The sequence below is a fragment of the Listeria tempestatis genome (assembly GCF_963575625.1).
Classification (GTDB): domain Bacteria; phylum Bacillota; class Bacilli; order Lactobacillales; family Listeriaceae; genus Listeria; species Listeria tempestatis.
The window spans coordinates 88,697-110,633 of sequence record NZ_CAUYTK010000007.1; the positions used below are offsets into that span (position 1 = coordinate 88,697).

Annotated in this window: 23 protein-coding genes; 6 read left to right on the forward strand and 17 right to left on the reverse strand. The window is 38.8% G+C overall.

The features are described from left to right. Positions 1-4 precede the first annotated feature (4 nt). The 3 genes from R8923_RS09845 to R8923_RS09855 are packed head-to-tail and all read right to left on the reverse strand — an operon-like array spanning position 5 to position 3,018. On the reverse strand, positions 5-838 hold the full coding sequence (locus tag R8923_RS09845; RefSeq protein ID WP_485872607.1) for a carbohydrate ABC transporter permease: 834 nt from the start codon (positions 836-838) through the stop codon (positions 5-7). Beyond that, positions 825-1,703 carry a carbohydrate ABC transporter permease gene (locus R8923_RS09850; RefSeq protein WP_485872608.1) on the reverse strand — a complete coding sequence of 293 codons (879 nt, stop codon included), beginning with the start codon at positions 1,701-1,703 and terminating at the stop codon, positions 825-827. The genes R8923_RS09845 and R8923_RS09850 overlap by 14 nt, the downstream gene beginning before the upstream one ends. Next, the gene (locus R8923_RS09855) at positions 1,693-3,018 is read right to left on the reverse strand and encodes an ABC transporter substrate-binding protein (RefSeq protein ID WP_485872609.1); all 1,326 of its coding nucleotides are present in this window, start codon (positions 3,016-3,018) and stop codon (positions 1,693-1,695) included. Before R8923_RS09855 ends, R8923_RS09850 begins: the two co-directional genes overlap by 11 nt. Positions 3,019-3,260: 242 nt before the next feature. On the opposite strand from R8923_RS09855, the gene R8923_RS09860 reads away from it, so the two are divergent. Continuing rightward, positions 3,261-4,280: a substrate-binding domain-containing protein gene (locus R8923_RS09860; protein ID WP_485872610.1), complete on the forward strand. Its 1,020-nt coding sequence runs from the start codon at positions 3,261-3,263 to the stop codon at positions 4,278-4,280. A gap of 18 nt (positions 4,281-4,298) precedes the next feature. Here R8923_RS09860 and R8923_RS09865 read toward each other — a convergent pair whose 3' ends face one another. Beyond that, positions 4,299-4,799, reverse strand: coding sequence for a GNAT family N-acetyltransferase (locus tag R8923_RS09865; RefSeq protein WP_485872611.1), 501 nt, complete (start codon positions 4,797-4,799; stop codon positions 4,299-4,301). Positions 4,800-4,912: 113 nt separating this feature from the next. On the opposite strand from R8923_RS09865, the gene R8923_RS09870 reads away from it, so the two are divergent. Together R8923_RS09870 and R8923_RS09875 are read left to right on the forward strand one after the other, a co-directional pair. Next, a complete protein-coding gene (locus R8923_RS09870) occupies positions 4,913-5,503 on the forward strand; it encodes a biotin transporter BioY (protein WP_485872612.1) in 591 nt (196 codons plus the stop codon). Positions 5,504-5,565: 62 nt separating this feature from the next. Then, on the forward strand, positions 5,566-6,264 hold the full coding sequence (locus tag R8923_RS09875; RefSeq protein ID WP_485872613.1) for a Crp/Fnr family transcriptional regulator: 699 nt from the start codon (positions 5,566-5,568) through the stop codon (positions 6,262-6,264). Positions 6,265-6,293: 29 nt separating this feature from the next. Here the strand turns inward: R8923_RS09875 and R8923_RS09880 are convergent, their stop codons facing one another. The 5 genes from R8923_RS09880 to R8923_RS09900 form a co-directional block, all read right to left on the reverse strand. Next, positions 6,294-7,121, reverse strand: a complete 828-nt coding sequence (locus tag R8923_RS09880; protein WP_485872614.1) for an acyltransferase — start codon at positions 7,119-7,121, stop codon at positions 6,294-6,296. Between the two features lie 129 nt (positions 7,122-7,250). Next, on the reverse strand, positions 7,251-7,706 hold the full coding sequence (locus R8923_RS09885) for a 2-thiouracil desulfurase family protein (protein WP_485872615.1): 456 nt from the start codon (positions 7,704-7,706) through the stop codon (positions 7,251-7,253). 81 nt (positions 7,707-7,787) lie between these two features. Beyond that, on the reverse strand, positions 7,788-8,699 hold the full coding sequence (locus R8923_RS09890; protein WP_485872616.1) for a pseudouridine-5'-phosphate glycosidase: 912 nt from the start codon (positions 8,697-8,699) through the stop codon (positions 7,788-7,790). Further along, a complete protein-coding gene (locus tag R8923_RS09895) occupies positions 8,696-9,814 on the reverse strand; it encodes a carbohydrate kinase (RefSeq protein ID WP_485872617.1) in 1,119 nt (372 codons plus the stop codon). The genes R8923_RS09890 and R8923_RS09895 overlap by 4 nt, the downstream gene beginning before the upstream one ends. 169 nt (positions 9,815-9,983) lie before the next feature. Continuing rightward, positions 9,984-10,745 (reverse strand): SDR family oxidoreductase, encoded by a 762-nt coding sequence (locus R8923_RS09900; protein WP_485872618.1) that lies wholly within the window; start codon positions 10,743-10,745, stop codon positions 9,984-9,986. Between the two features lie 161 nt (positions 10,746-10,906). Between R8923_RS09900 and R8923_RS09905 the strand changes: the two genes are divergently transcribed. Next, positions 10,907-11,476 carry a TetR/AcrR family transcriptional regulator gene (locus tag R8923_RS09905; protein ID WP_485872619.1) on the forward strand — a complete coding sequence of 190 codons (570 nt, stop codon included), beginning with the start codon at positions 10,907-10,909 and terminating at the stop codon, positions 11,474-11,476. On the opposite strand, the gene R8923_RS09910 is transcribed toward R8923_RS09905, so the two are convergent. From R8923_RS09910 to R8923_RS09930, 5 genes are all read right to left on the reverse strand, one after another. Continuing rightward, entirely contained in the window at positions 11,459-12,172 is a 714-nt protein-coding gene (locus R8923_RS09910; protein WP_485872620.1) for a pseudouridine synthase, read from the reverse strand. The two genes, R8923_RS09905 and R8923_RS09910, sit on opposite strands and share 18 nt — an antisense overlap. Before the next feature lie 125 nt (positions 12,173-12,297). Further along, entirely contained in the window at positions 12,298-12,528 is a 231-nt protein-coding gene (locus tag R8923_RS09915; RefSeq protein ID WP_485872621.1) for a hypothetical protein, read from the reverse strand. Positions 12,529-12,756: 228 nt separating this feature from the next. Then, a complete protein-coding gene (locus tag R8923_RS09920; RefSeq protein ID WP_485872622.1) occupies positions 12,757-13,107 on the reverse strand; it encodes a hypothetical protein in 351 nt (116 codons plus the stop codon). Positions 13,108-13,183: 76 nt separating this feature from the next. Beyond that, complete coding sequence (locus R8923_RS09925) at positions 13,184-14,956, reverse strand: ABC transporter ATP-binding protein (RefSeq protein WP_485872623.1); 1,773 nt, start codon at positions 14,954-14,956, stop codon at positions 13,184-13,186. Continuing rightward, a complete protein-coding gene (locus tag R8923_RS09930) occupies positions 14,949-16,676 on the reverse strand; it encodes an ABC transporter ATP-binding protein (RefSeq protein WP_485872624.1) in 1,728 nt (575 codons plus the stop codon). Before R8923_RS09930 ends, R8923_RS09925 begins: the two co-directional genes overlap by 8 nt. Before the next feature lie 294 nt (positions 16,677-16,970). Between R8923_RS09930 and R8923_RS09935 the strand changes: the two genes are divergently transcribed. Together R8923_RS09935 and R8923_RS09940 are read left to right on the forward strand one after the other, a co-directional pair. Continuing rightward, positions 16,971-17,747 carry an ABC transporter ATP-binding protein gene (locus tag R8923_RS09935; protein ID WP_485872625.1) on the forward strand — a complete coding sequence of 259 codons (777 nt, stop codon included), beginning with the start codon at positions 16,971-16,973 and terminating at the stop codon, positions 17,745-17,747. Next, entirely contained in the window at positions 17,737-19,533 is a 1,797-nt protein-coding gene (locus R8923_RS09940; RefSeq protein ID WP_485872626.1) for an ABC transporter permease, read from the forward strand. Before R8923_RS09935 ends, R8923_RS09940 begins: the two co-directional genes overlap by 11 nt. Positions 19,534-19,804: 271 nt before the next feature. Here the strand turns inward: R8923_RS09940 and R8923_RS09945 are convergent, their stop codons facing one another. From R8923_RS09945 to R8923_RS09955, 3 genes are read right to left on the reverse strand one after another with little or no spacing between them, the layout of a single operon-like run. After that, entirely contained in the window at positions 19,805-20,134 is a 330-nt protein-coding gene (locus R8923_RS09945; protein WP_485872627.1) for a hypothetical protein, read from the reverse strand. After that, a complete protein-coding gene (locus R8923_RS09950; RefSeq protein ID WP_485872628.1) occupies positions 20,134-21,603 on the reverse strand; it encodes a T7SS effector LXG polymorphic toxin in 1,470 nt (489 codons plus the stop codon). Before R8923_RS09950 ends, R8923_RS09945 begins: the two co-directional genes overlap by 1 nt. Then, a complete protein-coding gene (locus tag R8923_RS09955) occupies positions 21,600-21,785 on the reverse strand; it encodes a hypothetical protein (protein ID WP_485872629.1) in 186 nt (61 codons plus the stop codon). The genes R8923_RS09950 and R8923_RS09955 overlap by 4 nt, the downstream gene beginning before the upstream one ends. Between the last annotated feature and the right edge of the window lie 152 nt (positions 21,786-21,937).

Here is a 21,937-nt window from a genome sequence, read left to right on the forward strand (position 1 = left end):
CACTTTATTTCAATGTAAATTGCATACCTTCTTGGAATTTTTTCGAAAAACAAAGGAACAAAATAATTAACGGTACAGTGAGTAAAACAGAAGCCGCATACATCGGTCCTGGATAAGTCCCGTAAGGTCCAAACATTTGAGAAATCAACACGTTTAGTGTAACGGTCGAGTCGCTTTTTGAAACAAGCAAATCCCAAAGTAAATTCGTCCATCTGTCAGTGAATAAAAACAAGAAGATAACCGTTGTGATAGATTTTGACATTGGCAGAACAATTTTAAAGAGAATTTTCAAATCGCTAGCCCCGTCTAAACGCGCTGCTTCAATTAGCGCATCTGGAATAGCTTTAAAGAAGTTCGTGTACATGAAAACAGCCCACAAACTAAGTGCAGTTGGAATAATCATTCCCGCATAGCTATCGAGCAGTCCAACATTGGTAATCATTAGGAATTGCGGAATGAGTAAAATAATCGCTGGGAAGAACATTTGGAATAAAATAGCATTATTTACAAAGCTTTTCCCCCGAAAATTAACTTTGGCGAGTGCATAGCCAACTGTCAAACCGAATAGCAACATCAATCCAGTTGCAATTGTTGATACAATTACCGTATTAATGAACGAATGAATCCATGGTGCTGGCGCAGCTGTCACAGCATCACCAAACAGCCATTGCCACGAACGTAAAGAAAACTCCGTCGGAATAATTTTTTTATCAACTTGATCCCATGCAGCAAACGAGTTGAGCACAAGGTAAATAAATGGATACACCATGATAAGCATAAGGATTGTCGTTAAAATATAACGAATAATCTTTCCGCTTTTCTTATTACGTCCAACCATTTCGTTCACCCCATTTTTCTAAAAGTTTTTTAATAACGCCGATCGATGCAAATGTTACTACTGCAGCAATAAGCGAAATTGCGGAAGCGTAGCCCGATTTCAAGTTAATAAACGCCTGATTGTAAATTTCCATTTGCCACGTATTTGTAGCAAAATTCGGTCCACCACCTGTTAATTGGTACACTTCTGTAAAAATACCAAAGCTCACACCAACAGCAAGAACAAGTACTGTAAAAAGTGCCGGATAAAGCATAGGAATGGTTACTTTCCAAAATGTGCGGAACCTTCCCGAACCATCCATTGCAGCTGCTTCATAAATTTCATCATTAATACTCGCAAGTCCAGAAATCAAAATAAGGGCATAGTAACCGGACATTTTCCACGCAATCATTAAGGAGATAATAAATAGCGCTGACATCGGTGTTCCTAGCCAGTCAATATCCCAGCCAAAATTATTTCTTAAAAAGACATTTAGCGGACTGTTATAAGACAACAAACCTTTTACGATTAAGGATGTTACAACGCCAGAAGATAAATATGGCAGGAAAAAAGCGACTAAATAGAGGCCTTTAAACCGAGGTAAACCATTCACTAAAACAGCTACTAACATGGATAAAATGAGTGCCATTGGAACAAAGACAATTAAGAATTTATACGTGACAAAAAATGCCGCATGTACAGATGGACTTGTTAGCGCCTTTTTAAAATTATCGAGCCCGACAAAATTGATGTCTGGGCTCATCATGTTCCAATCCGTTAGTGAGAGCCAAATAGCCCACACTAATGGAATTAGAAAGAATATTGCCGTAAAGATAAGGTATGGGCTAGTAAAAAACCAGCCCAATTTATTGTTTTTATTTTTCATCTTCAAGCACCTTATTAATTTGCTTAGTCATGTCGCTCCAAGCTTTCGCACCTTTTTTCTCACCTTTTACAACTGGGTTCCATGCTTCTTCCCCAATAAGTTGTTGAATATCATTGTAATCCGCGTTATCAATTGCTGGAATCGCATTCTTAACGTTTGCTGCGTATACTTCTAACTGCGGATTTTCTTTGAAGAACGCTTGGAATGTTTCATTTTCCGTTGCATCATCACGTGCTGGAATTAAGTTTGTTGTTTCAAGGAATTTCAAATCGTTTTTATCATCACTATAAACAAATTTCAAGAAATCCATTGCCGCTTTTTGCTCTTCTTTTGTTGCACTTGCGTAAAATACAATACCTTTTGCATCTGAATAAGTGGAAACATCTTTTGCATCCTTCATATTATCTGGTACAAGTGGTGTTGTAACGGTATAATTTTCTCCAAATTTTAAATCAGGGAATTTTTCAGCCCAGTTCGGGAAAGTCCAAGGTCCAAGGTCAGTCATAATGCTTGTTCCTGTTTCAAAAGGATCTGTCACTTCGCCTGTTAAAAGTAATTTTCGATTGGCTAGAGTACCCATAAAGTCAAGTAATTCTACACCCGCTTTTTTATCAGCTACTAGTTCATTATTTTTCACAAAAGCATTACCATTTGATGCTGCATTGTAAAGCGGGAAGAAGTCAAACCAACGCATCCAAGCAGTTGGATCAGATAGATCTCCTTTTGCCCATAAAACTTGGTCAGGATATTTGGCTTTTAATTTTTTCCCAACTTCAAGCGCTTCACTATATGTTTTTGGAGGCTCTGAATAGCCAAGTTCTTTTAATGTATCTAAACGCCAGCCGAATAGAATTGGGTTTGAGTATACTGGTAAAACATATTGATTTTTATCCGAAAACGTCCATGCTTCCATACTTTCAGTCATATTTCTTTCTTTTATAACATCGTCATAGCCTGCTACTTTATTGACAGGTAAAATCGCTTTACTGTCAGCCAATTGAGCTGCAAAACTACGGTTAATATTTTCTGAAATGGTTGGAGCCGTTTTAGATGCGATTGCCGATTGAATCGTCGCTTCAGAAGACGGGCTTTCTTTCATTTGTGTAACTTCTACTTTTACATCTGGATTTTCCTTTTCATAAGCTGTTGCCATTTCCTTCCAAAACTTCACTTGGGTAGGGTTTGGTGCTGCCCAAAAAGTTACTTTCGTTTTTCCATCATCACCGGATTCGTTACCACCTGATCCACAAGCGGCCAAAACCGTCCCTGCTGCTACGACACTAAGTGCTGCATAAACTAACTTTTTGAATTTCATTATTAACTCCTCCTGCTTCGATAATTGTAAGCGTTTTATAAACAATTACATTATTACATTACAATTTTGTAATGTCAATAATTACTTTTCTAATAAAAGTTTAAAAAATGCGATAAAAACCTTGAAAAAATCAACATAATAAAAATTACTAATAAAAATACATGTAAAATTATATTCCTCTTTGCAAAAAAACTATTTTCTAGCTATAATAGAATTATTATGTCGCAAAAAAAGGAGCTTTTATGAAAAAAGTTACGATGCAACATATTGCCGATCGCCTCAACATTACAAAAAATTCCGTATCTCAGGCTCTCGGCAATAAAAACGGGGTAAGTGAAAAAACCAAACTAGCTGTTTTTAAAATGGCTGACGAATTAGGCTACCAGTACAAAAAAGAGATTGCACGTGAAGTCGTTAAAAAGAGATATGCTTTACTCGCAAGTTCATTTGCACTAGCGCAAAAAAGTTTTTTTGGTGAAATCATTGCGAGCATTAAAAATCAGCTTTTAATCGAACAAGCCGAGCTTTTCATTTTTCCAATCGGGGAAATCGAGGCAGAAAAAGGCATTTTACCAATTGAACTCGAAACGGAAGAATGGTCTGGTGTTTTTCTTCTTTCACACATTAATACAGCTTATAGTTTGAAAGTAATCAATCTAAAACACCCAACTGTCTTGATTGATCATCATCATCCGCACTTAAAAGCTGATGCTATTTTAACGCAAAATAAAGACGGCGCCTTTCTCGCCGTCGAACATCTTATTCAGAAACAACATAAAAAAATCGGTTTTCTAGGAGATACCCAGTTTTCTCCGAGCTACGCAGAACGCTTTGAAGGCTATAAAATGGCCCTTAAAATGGCAGAAATCCCGCTTAACGGAGCTTTTACAATCACTCAAATTAAAGAGGAACAAACCGCTCTCTATAAAACTTTAGACCAGTTGGATGAGTTTCCAACCGCCTGGTTTTGCGTAAACTCAGGACTTGGATTTATTTTAAATACATACTTGCAGTCAAAAGGGCACACCATCCCGAATGACTTTTCAATTATTTGTTTTGATAATACCGAGTTCACAGTCTTAAGCAATCCAAAACTTACCACAATGTGCACAAACTTAAGTGCAATGGGAGAAAAAGCAGTTGCTCTAATGAACTGGCGAATCCGCAATTCTAATAGTGAATTTATTCAACTATCCATTGCCACTGAATTAATCGAACGTAACTCCGTACAGATGTACAAACAAAAAACACGTACCCAGTAAAAAACTAGGTACGTGTTTTTATTCTTCCTCTTCCACATGATGCGTCAAATGGAGCCGGATTGTCGCAAGCGTATAGCCATAGAAATCATCATCAAACTCTTCTTCTACAACAAAGCCTTTCCGCAAATAAAAACGGTAAGCTGCATCGTTTCCCTTCTCCACGTTCACATACATCGGAAGCGGCAAATGAAACAGACTCATTCCCTCATCTAGAAGTCTTGTACCAAAGCCTTTTTGCTTTAAAGCTGGATCCAAATAAAACGCCGAAAGCTCACTTTTGCCTTTGGCAAGTTCCACAAAATTCGCAAAGCCAATGACTTCCCCTTCTTTTTCAATGACCGCAAAAGGTGTAGCCCCAATTCGATTTTTAAGTGTCTCTAAATTATAAAATTTATTTAAAAAATTGTCTTGCACATCAACTGGAATAATATTTTCATACGTATCATGCCAAGATTTCTCCGCAATTTGCTGAATGGAAGTCGCATCTTCAAGCCTTGCCTTTCTTACATTTACAGTCATTTCAAACACCCCTTTATGATTTCACTCCTCCTTCCATACCCTTTTTTTCTTGAAAAAAAACGCTTTTAATGTTAACCTTTAAAAATAAAAGTTAACATTAAGGAGTGAACCTTTTGCCACATACAAAATTGAAATTTTTAATTGTCGACGCGCTTTTTGCCGTCATTATTGCCATTTTAGCTCAAATCGCAATTCCACTTGGCCCTATCCCCTTTACCGGACAAACATTTGCCGTTGGGCTTGCCGCCACCATTCTAGGCGCCCGTCACGCCACCATTTCAGTCACCGTCTACATCCTGCTTGGCGCTTTTGGCATTCCAGTTTTCCAAGGAATGACAGCTGGACTTGGTATCATTTTAGGTGTCACCGGTGGCTTTATCATTGGTTTTATCGGCAATGCCTTTTTAACTGGTTTTCTGCTCGACAAGTTTGGCTACACCAATTTGAATGCTAGCATCGCAAATATTCTCGGAGCTTTCGTGACGCTCCTTTTCGGGATGTTTTGGTTACAAATTAGCGCAGGTATGACGCTAAGCGCCGCTTTTTTCGCGGGAGTTCTCCCGTTTATCATCCCAGGTATCCTAAAAGCCATTTTAGCAGGCTACATCGGACTTAAAATTCGCCGCCAGCTCATCAAAAGCAAACTCCTCCCCGACACCAATAAACTTACGGAGGACACGCTCAATACTACACAGTCTAAATAATTTAAAATCCCCTTTTTCTCCCGTATAATAAAAAACAAATACTGAGAAAAGGGGACTCGGTTATGGTTTTAGAAAAAGGGACAGCAGAGGCACAAAAGCCCAGTCTTGCAGAAGTTTTACATGAGGCAGATGAAGCGACACTCCCGTACGTTCGCCAAAGCGTGAAACGCGGAGAAAATATTTTGCTCGAAGGCGATAATCATCCATATTTTTACATAGTTACAGAAGGCGTAGCCGCAATGAGCAAAAATACGTGTAAAGAAGATAGCATTTTAACCTTTTGCGGGAAAGGGGAAGGCATCGGGTTTTTACATATCGAGCCAGATACAACTTCACCCGTTACGTATACAGCCATTAGCGAAATGACTGTTCATCGCTTTTCGCGCGATTACGCGCATAGCCGTTTTAAAAGCCACAAAGTGTTTTCTGCTTTTGCTCAAATGAATCGCATCGTTCAGCCAATTTTACTGCGAGAAGCGGAGGCGCAGCTACCTTCTGACCAAAAAATCCTCGCCGCCTTAGTTCGCATTGGCGATCAATTTGGCCGCATGGAAAATGACGGCGCGTGTCTCATTCCCTACTTTTTCACCCAAAAGATTTTAGGAAGCTACACGAATTTAGCCCGTGCATATGTCGCAACCAACTTGCGGAAACTAGAAGAAGAAGGTATCCTTTCGCTCTCGCCAAAACCATGGCGAATTAACGATTTCAAAGCCCAAAAAGCGCGTTTACTAGAAAAATTTAACCACGAAGCCATTTAGCTTCGTGGTTTTTTATAAACAGTTCGAAATCATCTTTTAAATTTACCAAAAACACTTTTACTTTTCTTATCGACATAGCAAGAAAGCTTGGAGCTTGGGTCTACAGCATCGATTAAAGCTTTCTTCCCTAGAGAATTACGATCATTTGATAGTGCCTGACTTAAAGTTTTCCACTCACTTTGTGTTGAGGGCCCATTAAAAATAAATTTATTCGTCTCCACATTTTTCGTAACGCCTTCACTTGGATGAACTGCATGCATGGAAGGTCTTTCCCAAAAAACGCCTTCTTTCACCACTTTAGCCGGATTCCCCACTACTACAGCATTATTTGGCACAGTAGATGTGACAATCGCATTAGCTCCAACAATACTACCAGAACCAATTGTAGCTCCTTTTAGCAATTTAACATCCTGACCAATCCACACATGATCCCCAATTAAAATCGATGCTGGTTTATTCACTCGTTCACCGCTTTCGATTTGATAAATTGGATGCACATCAGATGTGCGTATCCAACTTCCAAATGAAAACATCGCATCTTTTCCGACAATTAGATTTTGATGTTCCGATATAATCGCATTTAAAACGCCATTAAAAGACGCACCCTCATCTATAAACACCGTAGAACCTGCATGAATATTTAGATTAATCATCATTTGATTTTGAAGTGTTTTCTTAATATAGACCACCGAATTATCACCATGAAAAACAATTTTTGAATTTCTCAAAGTTGCATTCTCATCTAAAACTAGCAGATTATTCTTCCCATTAAACACCACTTCTGAATTTAAAAACTGAACTTTTTCCTGATTTAAAAACACATTATTACTCTCTTTTTCTACATTTCCCTTGATCATTGACGCTCTCCCTTTATCACAAATTTTCATAGCGAAAATCAAAACCATATACTTGGACAATGTATTCTTCTCCAACACTATCAGTATATCAATCTGTAGAATTTAAAGCAAAATATTAATTGTAACACATTATTTTTCATCACTAAATTGTTCGTCAGAAACAACTTGCATCCCGTTCAACTGCAAATAAGCCGCTGTAACGCCAACCCCTTCTTTTAACTCTCCTGAAAAAGTACCATCATAAATTTGACAGGCGCCGCAAGACGGGCTTTTTTCTTTTAGAATAACTTGTTCAACCCCAAGCTCGCGGAGTTGCTCTAAAGTTTTGCGCGCGCCTTCTTTATAGATTTCCGTCACATCCGTACCGGAATTATCCATTACTTTTGCCGTACCAGACCAGACATCTTTCCCATCTCCCCCAACAATTTCAGCTGGATTTCTAGGTGCCGGCAGCCCACCAAGCATTTCTGGGCAAAGTGGGATTGCAACTTGACTCTCCACCATTTTTTTTAGCGCCCTATTCTCCTTATGCCCCCCGTCATAACGACACGGAATCCCCGCTAAACATGAACTCACCATTTTCAAAGTTTTCCACCTCCATCTTACTACTTTTATTTTAACAAAAAAACGCCATGATTTCAGTTAGAGAAACCACAGCATTTCATTTTATAGATTTTGATATGCGACAGCAATTTTTGAACCAATTAAAGCATTGTGCTTCACCAGTTCAATATTAGCTTCAAGACTCTTGCCAGCCGTAAGTTCCTTCACTTTAGCAAGTAAAAACGGCGTTACATCCTTACCATGAATGCCATTTTCATCTGCTTCTTTCAAAGCTGTTTGAATTACCGCATTAATTTTGTCAGCAGGCATGGCGTGTGCCTCTGGAATTGGGTTGGCAATCACTGCACCACCATCAATTTTTAAGTCCCACTTCGCTTTCAAGCTTTCTGCAATCACTTTTGGTTCATCTGCACGAATCGTTAATTCAATTTCGCTCGTTGGCGTATAGAATGCAGGCAATACATCTGTCGCGTAACCAATTACTGGCACCCCTTTTGTTTCCAAATATTCCATTGTTAAGCCTAAGTCAAGAATCGATTTCGCGCCAGCACAAATGACTGCCACATTCGTTTTCGCTAATTCTTCAAGGTCTGCCGATACGTCCATCGTTGTTTCAGCACCGCGGTGCACACCGCCAATTCCACCAGTTACAAAAATTGCAATCTCAGCAAGCTCCGCACAAATCATAGTCGCTGCAACAGTAGTCGCCCCTAATTGTTTGGTAGCAACGAGATACCCAATGTCACGACGGGAAACTTTTGCCACATTCTCGCTTTTTGCAAAAAGTTCTAACTCTGCATCTGAAAGACCAATCTTAATTTGCCCATCCATAATAGCAATAGTCGCAGGAACAGCACCGTTTTCACGAATGATTTCCTCCACTTCACGTGCCATTTCAACATTTTGCGGATATGGCATGCCATGTGAAATAATGGTCGATTCTAAAGCCACAATTGGTTTCCCTGCTAATTTTGCCGCCTTCACTTCTTCTGAAAATGATAAATAATTTTTCATTTTATTTCCTCCAAATCTTTTTGTAGTTCAGATGTCGATAAATTTTGTCGCACTGTAAATTCTGATAACAGCGTTTTATACGCATTCACACTTCCAGCAAGAATCGTTTCACGAAGCGTCTTGCCTTCAAGCCAAGCATAAATGACAGCGGAACAAAAAGCGTCCCCAGCACCTGTCACATCCCGAATTTCTGATGCTACAATTGCCGGCTCATGAATAATACCTTCCACATGATTTCCTGCCATTGCACCATGTTTCCCATTTGTGATAACAACATTTTGAATGCCTGTATCAAGCCATTTCTGGACAGCCAAACGCCAGTCATTCTCGTTTTCAATCTGCAACCCAAAGTGCGTCTCTGTTTCATCACGATTCGCAATAAGCCAAGTTACTTGATGCAAATCTTCCGGGAGACGCACCATTTTAGGCGAGGATACAGGAACCAAGACGAGTGGCACCTGACTTGCTTCTGCAAAGTTACCTAAATAGGCAAGCGACTCTTTCGGACAATTTAAATCAGCAACAATCGCACTAGAACGCGCTAGCACGGCTTCATTTTTGCGCAGTGCATCTGGCGTCAGATGTTCGTACGCCTCCATATCAGCAAGCGCCACAAGTAAATCCCCATTTCCTTCCAAAACCGCCGTATAAGAGCCTGTTGAAATACTCGGAAAAGCGGTGACGTAATCTAAATTCATGTACGTATCACTTGCTCGAACAATTGCTTCCCAGTCGGCATCAGCACCGCACGCTGTCAGTAAAATCACTTCTTTTCCAAGTCGCCCTAAGTTTTCAGCAATGTTCCGTGCTACACCGCCTGCGCTCTGCGAAGACCGGACTGGGTTTGACGTCCCGAGCTGCGACTTATCTTTCATATAAAATTTTCGGTCCACGTTCGCGCCACCAACACAAACGATTTGCTTTGATTCGTTTAAAATATAAGCTTTACCTAAAATTCGCCCTTTTCGAATCAAACCAGAAATTAAGTTGGCAACAGTCGGTCTTGAAAGGTCTAAAATATCTGCAAGTTCTTGTTGTGAAATGTACGGATTTTTGCGGATAGAATTAAAAATAATTTCTTCTTTTTCACTCATTTTTTGATTTTCGTTTTCCACGGAGAACACCTCCATTTCCAAACTTTTGTTTGTTTTTTAAACACATGTTTATAATAACAATAAAAGCGCTTTATTTCAAGAGAAAGAAATTTTTAAAAATGGCCACATAGAAAAGAGGTATCTTCTAAATTATAGAAAATCCCCCTCTTCTTATACTCTCGTTTATTATTTAATACGCCGTCCACCCAGCATCTGCTGTAATAATAGCACCGTTTACGAAACTTGAATCATCTGAACCAAGGAATAAAGCTACCTTCGCAATTTCAGAAGCCTCACCAACACGAGGATTAATATTCATGCCTGCCATCGCTCGTTCTTGCCCAAAAGCACTCGGATCATAAATAGAAGTTCCAATATTTGTATTCACCGCGCCAGGCGCGATAGCATTACAACGAATATTTTTATTCGCATATTGGAAGCCAATATTTTTAGTTAAACCAACGACGGCATGTTTAGACGCTGTATAAGCCGCACCTGCCCGTGAACCAAAAAGACCGCCTGCAGATGCAATATTCACAATGACACCGCCGCCTTTTTCTTCAAACAGTGGAATAGCCTTTCGAGTCGCCCGCATAACACCAGTTGTATTAATGGCTAAAACGCGGTCCCAAAGGTCATCTGTCACTTCCGATACAGGCACAAAGTTATCCATGATACCTGCATTATTCACCAAAATATCAAGCTTGCCGTATTTATTAACAGCCGCATCAATCATGGCATCAATCTCTGCTTGCTTCACAACATTTGCCGCAACCGCTATACCTTCGCCACCACTTTCTATAATTTCATCGACAGTCGCTTCGGCATTTTCCAAGTTCAAATCTGCCACAACGACCTTTGCCCCCTCTTTTGCATAAAGTAACGCAATTTGTTTCCCCATACCAGACGCCGCACCAGTGATAACAGCAACTTTTCCTTCTAATTTCCCCATTAATATTACCTCCTTGATTGCTTTGTAGCTAAGATTTCTAGCTCTCCACTCAAGTATACAACTCATTGAAAGCGGATACAATCAGTAATAGAAGTCATTATCGTTGCTTAAGCATCACTTTTTTGATATATGTTGAATAAGTAAAAATAGGAGGGGTAAACATGGATAGACGTATCCAAAAAACAAAAAAAGCCTTTTATCTAGCCTTCTTAGAGTTACTAAAAACAAAAAATGTTGATCAAATCACCGTCACCGCTCTCGTTCAAGAAGCAGACGTCAATCGTTCTACTTTTTACAAACACTATGTTGAAAAAGAGGATTTGCTAAACGAAATGATAGAGTCTGTTCTAAACGATTTGCGCACTGCCTATGACGAACCTTATAAACAAACCACTACTTTTTCCATTGAAAATTTACAACCCTATATGATTAAAATTTTTGACCACGTATATAAAAATCAATTATTTTATAGCCATGTTATTTCCTCAAAAATCGGTCCCGATTTTCAAAATCGTGTCTGCCATGTTATTCAAGACTTGATTCTGCGTGATGCCACTAAATCCGGCTTCACTAACATCAATCCGCAAGTTCTTACAAGTTATCAGGCGCATGCCATTTTTGGTATTATCGTCTATTGGGCAGAAAACCACTTTCAAGAAAGCGCCGACTACATGTCAAAACAACTCTTCCTCATTTTAAAATCGCAACACCAATTAGACCCCTCGAAGTAGCGCAAGTTCTGCTTTTGAAAGAGGGCGATATTCGCCAAGTGCAAGTTGTTCGTCAAGCTCTAAATCACCCATTTTCTCGCGCTTCAAATACAACACCCTTTTCCGAAGAGCTTCAAACATTTTCTTCACTTGATGAAATTTACCTTCATAAATGGTTACACGAACTTCTGATTGGCCACCATGAGTACTGATAATTTCAAGACTCGCTGGCATCGCCTGATAGCCATCCAAAAAAGTGACGCCCGTTTTAAATACTGCCGCATCTTCTGCCGTCACAGTACCTTCTATACGTGCAAAATAAACTTTCGCGACATGTTTTTTAGGTGAAAGAAGTTCATGCGCCATTTGGCCATCTGTCGTTAAAATTAGCAGTCCTTCAGTATCTTTATCTAGCCTACCAACCGGAAATAACCCACGGCGCCTATCATTTTCTGCCACCAAATCAATGACCGTCTTTCCAAGTTTATCTTCCGTAGCACTTAAAACGCCCTGCGGTTTATTTAGCATGTAATATAGTTGTTCCTCGTATGCCACAATTTGACCATTTACCGTCACAATATTTTCCGCTGACGCCACTTGAAAAGCCCCATCGCGTACCCGTTTTCCGTCCACAAGTACTTCCTCTTTTTTTAAAACATCCTTCACGACTTTCCTTGTCCCAAAACCAGCATGTGCAAGCAATTTATCAAGACGCATCTTTTTACCTCCATTACGAACAATCCTCTCCCTTTCATTTTATCAATTTACTATCATAAGCGCTATAAAAAAATAGGCTGATGGCAGACGACGAAATTCGCCGTTTGCCATCAGCCTATTTTACGCTAAGCATTCCGCAACAACCGTTCTAATTCCACCGCACAAGCAGACTCCTTTTCTTGCCCAGTTGGTGTTTGTTTAAGTCGATACTCATCTAACTTCAATTCTATTCGAACCAATTTTTCAAACGCGTCTAAATGTTTACAATTTGCGATTAAATCCCCCAACTCATCAAAAAGATCCTCAACTTGCTTAATATCATCTACAGAAGCCGGTCCATCATTCATATTTTTCATGTGTCCTTCCTCCAATCGCTGCCTTTATCACTTATATTTTACTCAAAAAAAGAGGATTTGAAACCTATTTTTGAAAAGTTTCACATTTTAGCCACATTTGAACAAATTTCTTACTATTTTTATATCAAATAGCCCTTTCTTGACACATTTGTTAGCCCTTACAAGGAAGCGAACCACATACATACTCTCTATTTCAAAAAGTGTAGTTTTGACAACAGAAAAATTCAATCATTCCTTCATAATTTTAATAACATCTTGATAAGCAATTTTTCGAACACCTTTTTCTTTTGTTTTAAAATCCGCCTTCAAATAGACTTGGACACGGTCTCCCAACTCTAGCGACTCCACGTTTAGCGCCCGCCCGTCCTTTTCATTTTCTATTTTACTAATTGTTTGAAGCTCAGTCTCACCTTGCAAGTCCACATCACGAGAAGTTAAATCACGCACAAAGACACTCCTATTTTCCCCCGAATGATTTCGACTAATCTCTCCTTCAAACATTACATAAGTATCCGCTTTTTCTCCGTTCCCGCAACCTGCTAAAAAAAGCAGTACAATAAACCATCCAAGTTTTTTCATCGCAAGCTCCTTATCTTCATTTAGTTCTATTATACAAAAAACCAGCAACTTTATGAAAAGCTGCTGGTTTTCAAATTTATTCTAGTACGAATTGGTTATGATAAAGTTCTGCATAGAAACCTTTTTGTTGCAATAAGCCTTCATGCGTACCTTCTTCAATAACTTCACCTTGATGCAAAACAACAATATGATCAGCATCTAAAATGGTTTTCAGCCTGTGTGCAATGACAAAGCTCGTCCGACCAGAAATAACATTATCCATCGCTTTTTGGATTTTACTTTCCGTAACCGTATCAACGTTACTTGTTGCTTCATCCAAAATAAGCAAGCTTGGGTTTGTTAAAATTGTTCGGGCAATGCTGATTAATTGTTTTTGACCAACACTAAAGATATTGTTTTCATCACTAATTTCCGTATCATAACCTTTTTCAAGTGTCATAATAAAATCGTGAATATTAGCTTGTTTCGCAGCCAATACCACATCATCGCGGTGTGCTTCCGGTTTCCCAAAAGAAATATTTTCATGAATCGTACCGCTGAATAAAACGGAGTCTTGTAAGACGATTCCAACTTGTTTTCTGAGCGATTTCAGCTCAATGTCGCGAATATCTTTTCCGTCAAATGCAATTTCGCCACTATCCACATTGTAAAAGCGATTTAGTAAGTTCATGATTGTTGTTTTACCTGAACCAGTTGGCCCAACAACCGCCACCATCTTACCTTTATCGAGCGTAATATTGACATTTTTCAGAACTGGTTTTTCCGGATCATAGCCAAAATTAACATTTTTAAGCGCAACTTGTTCGTTTATACCGTCAATTCCGCTTACATTCGGACGCTCAAACTCATCTTTTTCATTAAATACTTCACTCACACGACGCGCCCCAGTAATCGCAAGTTGTAACATACTGTACTGAGAAGAAATTTGTGTAAGCGGCATATAAAATTGTTGTGAATACTGCACGAACATGACAATCAAACCAAGCGCAACTGAACGCTCAAGACTACCATTTAAAGCTAAATAACCGCCGAAGAAAATGACAATCGCCGTATTTAAAAGCGAAATCCCTTGCATTACTGGGAAAAGTAAGCCTGAATAAACTTGCCCTTTATATGTTGCGTTTTTAACCGTATTGTTATGCTCAACAAAACCTTTAATGGTTTCTTCTTCGAGACCATTTGTAATAATCACTTTTTGACCAGAAATTTTTTCATCAATATAGGCGTTTAGATGCCCCAAGCTATCTTGTTGCAAGTCAACATATCTACGCGCCTTACGAATAATGATTGCCGCAATGATAATCGCAAATGGTGAAGCAATTAGCGTCACAAGTGCCAATTCCACATTTTGATTGAACATCATGATGATAACACCAATCATTAGCGCCAAGTTAGACAAAACTTGAACTAGCGCCTGGTTGAGTGTGTTGGAGATATTATCCATATCACTTGTAAAACGGCTTAGCATCTCCCCGTCATTATGACGATCGAAAAAGCGAATCGAAAGTTTTTCCATTTTACGGAATAAACCGATACGCATGCGGTTCGTTGCCTTACCGGAAACACCCGTCATAATAATGCTTTGAATAAATGTTGCAACAGAAGTTAGCACATAAAATAGAAGTAACATCCATAAGATATGATGGAACTCAGATTTATCATCCACTCCCGTTGTAAATAATTTCACAGCATAATTTGCAAGTTCTTGAATCGCATCACCAATGTATTGCGGTGCCTTAACTTGCAAATAAGTAGCCCCAATAACGGCTAGTATTATGACAGAAAGTTGTAATTTATACGCGCGAAGATAGTGCCAGAAGAATTTTGTAATTTGTTTAAACTCACTCATTTCCCCACGCATCCTTTCCTTTTTGAGTTTCATAGATTTCTTGATAAATTGGGCTTATTTCAAGCAATTCCTTGTGCGAACCAACTGAAACAAGTTTTCCCCCGTCTAAAACTAAGATTTTATCCGCATGAATAACCGAAGAAATCTTTTGTGCAATAATAAATGTCGTTGTATCATCAAGTTCTTTATTAAGCGCCTCTTTCACAAGTTTTTCAGAACGAGCATCAAGCGCACTTGTACTGTCATCTAAAATCAAGATTTTTGGATCCCCGATGACTCCACGAGAAATTGATAAGCGTTGTTTTTGCCCACCAGAAAAGTTATTTCCGCGTTCTTCCACAATCGCTTCATAAATCTTATCTTGGCGTTCGATAAACTCTTTCGCTTGCGCAATCGATGTTGCTTTTTCCATATCCTCCGCATCGGCATCTTTCTTACCATGGCGAAGGTTATCAGAAATTGTACCTGAGAATAAAATCGCACGTTGTAAAACAAGTGAAACTGTTTTGCGCAGTGTATTTTTATTCACATTTACTAAGTTTTTCCCACCAATTAAAATTTCTCCTTCAGACGGGTCATAAAGTCTTGGTATCAACTGTGCTAGTGTTGATTTACCAGCACCAGTAGCACCAACAATTCCGACCATTTCTCCAGGAGACGCCTTAAAGGAAATATCACTTAAAGCGTTTTGATCATCACCTTCATAGCGGAAACTTACATTTTTGAATTCAACGCTGCCAGCTAAATCTTCATCCGGTGCATCTTCATCATATTTAATGTCGGCATCTGTATTTAAAACTTCACTAATACGCCCAAGTGAAATGAACGCACGAGAAGCCATCATCGTAAGCATACCTCCGATAATGATTGCCATCATAATTTGCATTAAATAGTTCATAAATGAAGCAATAGCTCCGATAACAGTTGGATCATCTTTCACCATATCACCAACAAAATAAATCGAAACTACAACTGCCAAGTTTGAAACGAGCATGAATGCTGGAATCATCACAGAAAATAGCGTTCCAACAATAATCGTATGTCTTGTTAGTTTATCACTCGTATCAGAAAATCTTTTAAGTTCGTTATCTTCTTGGACAAAACTTTTGACCACACGCATCCCCGCTAAGTTTTCCTTAGCAATTGCGTTCACCTTATCTAGGAAAGCTTGGATTTTTGCAAAATGTTTCCCCATTGCGCCAAATGTAATCATAACGATTAATACAACGAGCACAACGAGTAAAATAATAACCCACCAAAGTGCAGGCAATGTCACTAACGCCAAAATAAAACTTCCGATAAACATAATCGGAATACGCGTTAAAGATTGAAGTGACATCATCACTAAATTTTGAACTTGTGTAATATCATTAGTTTGTCTGACAACTAAATTACCAGTCGAAAAACGTTCGATATTGCTAAATGAAAATGTTTGAACTTTTCGAAAGCTGCTTTCTCGGATGTCAGCCCCCACGCCTTGCGCAATTTTTGCTGATAAAACCGTGTTTAAAATACCCGCGATTAAACCAACGACAGCCACTGCGACAAGCACAATACCGATTGACGTTATTTCATCCATTTTGTCTTCCATAATTGCATCGAGCACTTGCTGCAATAATTTAGGTTGCCAAAGTTGTGACGCGACCATGATGGCCACAAACAGCGTGGATAAAATCGTCTGCATTCGATATTTCTTCAAATGTTGAAATAAAATCTTCATTGTAAACCTCCCTGAAAAAGAATAAGACGAACACTTATTCTACTTGATAATGGATTGTTTTTCAAGCCTCATTTGCATTATTTGTGAAAAATCGGTCTACAGGAGGAGAAAAGCTTCCATTACCATTTTTAAAACTATCATCACGTTAACTCCTCTGCAAATTTCACAAACTTATTTTGTCCAAAATGACAAAAATGTAAGTAAAATAATCTACTTTTGTCACCTGATTCGAATGTTCTACGGACTAAACTAGCCTATGATAAGAATATAGATAAGCTTTTAGGAGGAATTTTCATGACAAATAAAGTCGTAAACGTAGAACATATTGAAAAAATCTACGGCAAAAAAAATCAAAATCAATCTACCGCATTAAAAGATATTTCCTTTTCAATGGAAAAGGGTGAATTTATAGGTATTATGGGGCCGTCTGGTTCAGGCAAAACAACCCTTCTAAATGTACTTTCCACACTCGATCACCCAACAAAAGGAAAAGTGGAAATTGCAGGTGTTGACATTACTAAAATGAAAAATGATCAGTTATCTGATTTCCGGGCCCAATCACTTGGTTTCATATTCCAGGATTTCAACTTACTTGAAAATTTAACACTTTACGAAAACATCTCCCTTCCCCTCTCTTTGCAAGACGTTAAACCGAAAAAAATCCGTGAGCGCGTACAAATTGTTGCGCATGATCTTGGCATCTCTGATATTTTACACAAATATCCTGCAGAAGTTTCTGGTGGTCAAAAACAACGCACAGCAGCCGCTCGTGCGCTCGTACACGAACCTGCAATTTTGTTAGGTGACGAGCCAACAGGTGCGCTAGATTCAAAAAATGCGCTCAGCTTACTCGAAACGATGACAGAATTAAATGAAGAACAAGACGTTTCCATTTTAATGGTTACACATGATCCACAAAGCGCTAGTTTTTGTGAGCGCATCTTATTCATCCAAGATGGCGTTCTTTACAAAGAGCTAAACCGGTCAGGTAGCCGAAGTGACTTCTACAAAGAAATATTAGATGTACTCGCAACTTTTGGACAAAATCGGGGTGAGAACGATGATATTTAAGCTCGCCTTATCGAGCATGCGCAGTCGGCTGAAAGACTATGTCGTACTTTTGCTCGGTTTAATTATGTCCATTTCCATTTTTTACATGTTTGAAACACTTGCTTTAAATAAATCTTTTATTCAAGAAAACGCGATGATTAATGCTGTTGGTTTTGTTTTCCAGGCGGGATCCGTTTTGCTCGCCATCATCACAATTGCTTATGTGCTTTACGCAAACTCGTTTTTATTTTCCTTACGTCAAAAAGAATTTGGCATGTACATGACACTTGGCGCTAAAAAACGGAAAATCTCACTCATCATGTTCATTGAAACGATGTTCATCGGCCTCATTTCCTTACTCATCGGAACGGCACTAGGTACAGGTCTCGCCTCCCTAATTGGTCAAGCATTGATGAAACAACTAGAATTTCATTCAAACACATATGCGCCGTTTTATCTTCCATCGCTCATCGTCACATGTGTATTTTTTGCCATCCTATTTATTTTGTCAGCATTTGCAAACTTGATTCAAATCTCCAAAGTGACCGTTTTAGATTTAGTTCATGGCGATGCTAAGGCAGAAAAAATTATTATTCGGAAAAAAGCCATCGTTTTGAAAGCCGTCATTTCAATTATCTTACTTGCAATTGGCTATTACTGCATGATTGCTATTAAAGAGACGCAGTATATTGGAATTATAACGGCACTCTTTACTATTACATTTGGAACTTATTTGTTTTTTGCCACTTTCCTTCCATTGATTATTCAAAAACGTCGCGAAAAACAAATTTTAAAAAGTAAGCGCCTTAATTCATTTACGTATGCACAGTTAAATTTCCGTGTAAGCCAATTAACTCGCGTTTTAGCAACCGTAGCCATGCTTATCGCACTCGGAATGGGGGCTATCGCAGTTGGCTTTGCTTTCCAAAATAACGGACCACTACTTGCTGACCGAATGGATGCATATGATATGAAAATCATAAACCCGACTCCTTCTGAACAGACCGTAATGAAAAAAATCGATTTTAAAGAAAAAACCATGTATACCTTTAAGCAAAAAAATAACACCCTCTATTTCAATGTGAGTGAGCTTAACAAAAAACCAATTTTAGCACAAAACTACTCATTAGATGGTGATAGTGAGACAAAACGGTTAACAGACTATTCGGAAGCGACTCAAAACGCTTGGGATACTGCTTTATCTTTAGCTTTTCCGCAGAATGAATCGCAAAACAACACTTTCAAAATCGTGCCTGCTGCTGATTTTTCAAATATGGACGGTAAACTTGGCACAGTTTATTTCGGAAAAACAACAAACTTTGTTTCGCATCTCGATGAATTGAAAAAAATCGACGAGCTGGAGAGCGCTCGCTACGGGAAAGAGATAACAAATAGTAAGTATAGCGCTTATAAAATGTATAACTCGTTTGCAAGTGGAACAGTATTTATGGGATTCTTCCTTGGATTTGCCTTTCTTACAATGATGGCGAGTTGTTTAATGTTTAAGATTCTAACTGGAGCTACTCAAGATATTCGCCGCTATGAAATGCTTGAAAAAATTGGTGTACGCCGCCGCATCTTAAAACAATCTATCTATAAGGAAATGTTCCTCATCTTCTTATTCCCAGGCATTATTGGCTTTATTCATGTTGCGCTAGGTATGGAAATGTTCTCTTTCTTACTCATTAACCCGTATTATCATTTCTATGTCCCCGTTCTCCTCTTCCTAGCAATTTACTGCATGTATTATTTCATCACAGTCGCTCTTTACAAAGGGATTGTTTTGAAAAAGACTAGGTTGAATTAGAAAATGAGCTTGAGACATAATTAAATGTTGTTCTATAAAAGGAAAAAAGCATAAATCTCGTAATCATGCCATCTTTAAAAATGGATTTTACAAGATTTATGCTTATTTTTTATTTATGTCCCAGACTCATTCAATAACTTTACATTTTCTAGCTGGATAACTGTACAATATATACAGCTAGCTATTGGAAACTTGATTAGTGAGTGCTTGCTTATTAGTCAAGGCTTTATCACTTGATTACTAGGCTTATGATAAAGCACCTTTTTATTTTCTAAAAGATATATAATACATCTTGTTCAGAAGTAAATGCAGTTGGAATTACTTTTTCTAAATTTTCTATCCTACTTTTCATATATTCTTTATCTTCCCCATGGAGATTCGATATAGACCATTCTTTTAATAAACCTAATTCCTTTAGAACAACATCTAGCTTAGTTTGGTTAAATTCTGCTCCATCTTGTATATACTTAATATCTAATTCTGCTATAGCCTTCTCCCAAAATTTTTCATAAAAAGATTCAGAAGAGATATTCTCACTCAATATCACTTTGGAATTTTCATTGTAAATATCACCATCATATTTAAACAGCCCTACTGACATTATTTCTTACCTCCATATATTGCATTAAAATTATAATCAGGATATTTCTTTTGTAAATTACTAATTTGCTCTTGAACAGCATCACGTAGTGCTGGAGTATCTGCGTCAATTCTAAATGTATAGTCCTTTATATTCTTTATTTCATCAACGGATGAAATAAATCCACTGTCACCTCCGGATATACTAATATCTTTTTGATTTAAAGCATCTAATCTGTTAGACCCCTTCTTAAATATATGCTTCTGAGCCCATTGCTTTTCAGTTTGAGGAAAATCGGGATTTTTCATGTATAGTTTAGCAGCAGACTTATCTTCATAAATAACTTTGTTAACTAAATCCACTTCATCTAACTCTGTATTAAGTTTTCCATGAATATTAATTTCTTTAGGATTAGCTTTAGTCCCACTACCTCCCCTATACATCATACTCCCACTAATTGCCGCCAAACTCAAACCCACGCCTGTGATCGCATCCATCACACCTGCGTCAGATAGTTGGCCTTCCCAGTCTTCTACATAAGCTGAAGCTTTCAAAATGCTCCCTGCCGCGCCTGAATATACTTTTCCGTCCATGTAATACGTTTTATTTTGCCACGATTTCATGATTTTTTCGTTGAGTTCGTCTAATGTTAGTATAGTATATTTAGCTTTGTCTTGGTAGTCGCCTGTTCGTGTTAAATAGGCTTCAAGTTCGCGGTTCGGCACACGGACGCCGTCTTTCTCCAAGATCCACATCGCTTGCTCTTTTCCATTTGAATCGGTATAAGGTACCTTGAATAAGAGATAGCCTTCTAACTGAGCTTCACGTTTTGGATCAATTCCGCGCGCTTCATTCAGCGACTGCTGCAGGCGTTGCATCGCCGGCATAAAGGTTTTCGCGACACTGTACATGCCCGTTTCTGCGTTAAAGTGGACTTGATTTTGGAGCGCATCCACCGCACGCTGCACAGCGTGCACAAGCTCACGAAACGGGGCGAAAAAATGCGTATGACTTTGTTCAAAGGCAATGTACTTCTCGAGTATCTTTTCTTCCTCCATCGCTTCGTAAAGTTGCATCGAATAGGTTTGTTGCTGACCTTGCAACGTTGTCCCCATACCACCGCCCATTGATTGTGCGAGTCGCTCCTTTTCCCGCTTTAGCCGCCGCACGTCCGCCATCACATCCTGCAATAACTCGGCATCAATATACGTATCTGGCGTGGCATCAACTTGGCTATAAAAATCTTGTATGTACTGCGCGAGTAGCGTCTCACTCATATCCATCGCTTGCAAAATGGTGTCCACCAGAGGCACATAACTGGCTTCAAAATAGGCTTTTGATGCCTCGACTGCTTTTCCTGAAACACGCGATTCCTTCGTATAGGCGATAACCGCCTGTTGAAATGCCTTCAGCCACGTGCGCGCCTCCGCATTGGAGGTTTGAAGCGTCACTAAAAAGGCCTTCACTTCCAAAATGGCAATCCGACTCATGTGCGCCACCTCTTTTGGATGTTTTGTTGGTCTTCTTTGAGTGGATGTAACACACGTTTTTCACGCTGCATCGCCTCTATCATATTGCCATCTTGAAGCGGCAAATAGGTCTCGTTTTTTAGCTTGCCCATTTCCCCCGTGTACTCACGAAATACGGCTTCGTTTGATTTTATTTCCCGCATGCTTTTTCCTCCTGATGTTTTTGTCTATTGTTTTAGTATACCATTCAAATGATTTTAAAATTGTGACTACTTTATGAATTTTTTTGACCTTCACGCATCAAAAAAACATCTTCCGCGAAGTTTTATATCCTCATTGTATAATATGTAAAAAA

Coding starts and splice junctions, on each gene's coding strand:
- R8923_RS09845 (WP_485872607.1), bottom strand. CDS start 838: ATGGTTGGACGTAATAAGAAAAGCGGAAAGATTATTCGTTATATTTTA.
- R8923_RS09850 (WP_485872608.1), bottom strand. CDS start 1,703: ATGAAAAATAAAAACAATAAATTGGGCTGGTTTTTTACTAGCCCATAC.
- R8923_RS09855 (WP_485872609.1), bottom strand. CDS start 3,018: ATGAAATTCAAAAAGTTAGTTTATGCAGCACTTAGTGTCGTAGCAGCA.
- R8923_RS09860 (WP_485872610.1), top strand. CDS start 3,261: ATGAAAAAAGTTACGATGCAACATATTGCCGATCGCCTCAACATTACA.
- R8923_RS09865 (WP_485872611.1), bottom strand. CDS start 4,799: ATGACTGTAAATGTAAGAAAGGCAAGGCTTGAAGATGCGACTTCCATT.
- R8923_RS09875 (WP_485872613.1), top strand. CDS start 5,566: ATGGTTTTAGAAAAAGGGACAGCAGAGGCACAAAAGCCCAGTCTTGCA.
- R8923_RS09880 (WP_485872614.1), bottom strand. CDS start 7,121: ATGATCAAGGGAAATGTAGAAAAAGAGAGTAATAATGTGTTTTTAAAT.
- R8923_RS09890 (WP_485872616.1), bottom strand. CDS start 8,699: ATGAAAAATTATTTATCATTTTCAGAAGAAGTGAAGGCGGCAAAATTA.
- R8923_RS09900 (WP_485872618.1), bottom strand. CDS start 10,745: ATGGGGAAATTAGAAGGAAAAGTTGCTGTTATCACTGGTGCGGCGTCT.
- R8923_RS09905 (WP_485872619.1), top strand. CDS start 10,907: ATGGATAGACGTATCCAAAAAACAAAAAAAGCCTTTTATCTAGCCTTC.
- R8923_RS09910 (WP_485872620.1), bottom strand. CDS start 12,172: ATGCGTCTTGATAAATTGCTTGCACATGCTGGTTTTGGGACAAGGAAA.
- R8923_RS09915 (WP_485872621.1), bottom strand. CDS start 12,528: ATGAAAAATATGAATGATGGACCGGCTTCTGTAGATGATATTAAGCAA.
- R8923_RS09920 (WP_485872622.1), bottom strand. CDS start 13,107: ATGAAAAAACTTGGATGGTTTATTGTACTGCTTTTTTTAGCAGGTTGC.
- R8923_RS09925 (WP_485872623.1), bottom strand. CDS start 14,956: ATGAGTGAGTTTAAACAAATTACAAAATTCTTCTGGCACTATCTTCGC.
- R8923_RS09930 (WP_485872624.1), bottom strand. CDS start 16,676: ATGAAGATTTTATTTCAACATTTGAAGAAATATCGAATGCAGACGATT.
- R8923_RS09935 (WP_485872625.1), top strand. CDS start 16,971: ATGACAAATAAAGTCGTAAACGTAGAACATATTGAAAAAATCTACGGC.
- R8923_RS09940 (WP_485872626.1), top strand. CDS start 17,737: ATGATATTTAAGCTCGCCTTATCGAGCATGCGCAGTCGGCTGAAAGAC.
- R8923_RS09945 (WP_485872627.1), bottom strand. CDS start 20,134: ATGTCAGTAGGGCTGTTTAAATATGATGGTGATATTTACAATGAAAAT.
- R8923_RS09950 (WP_485872628.1), bottom strand. CDS start 21,603: ATGAGTCGGATTGCCATTTTGGAAGTGAAGGCCTTTTTAGTGACGCTT.
- R8923_RS09955 (WP_485872629.1), bottom strand. CDS start 21,785: ATGCGGGAAATAAAATCAAACGAAGCCGTATTTCGTGAGTACACGGGG.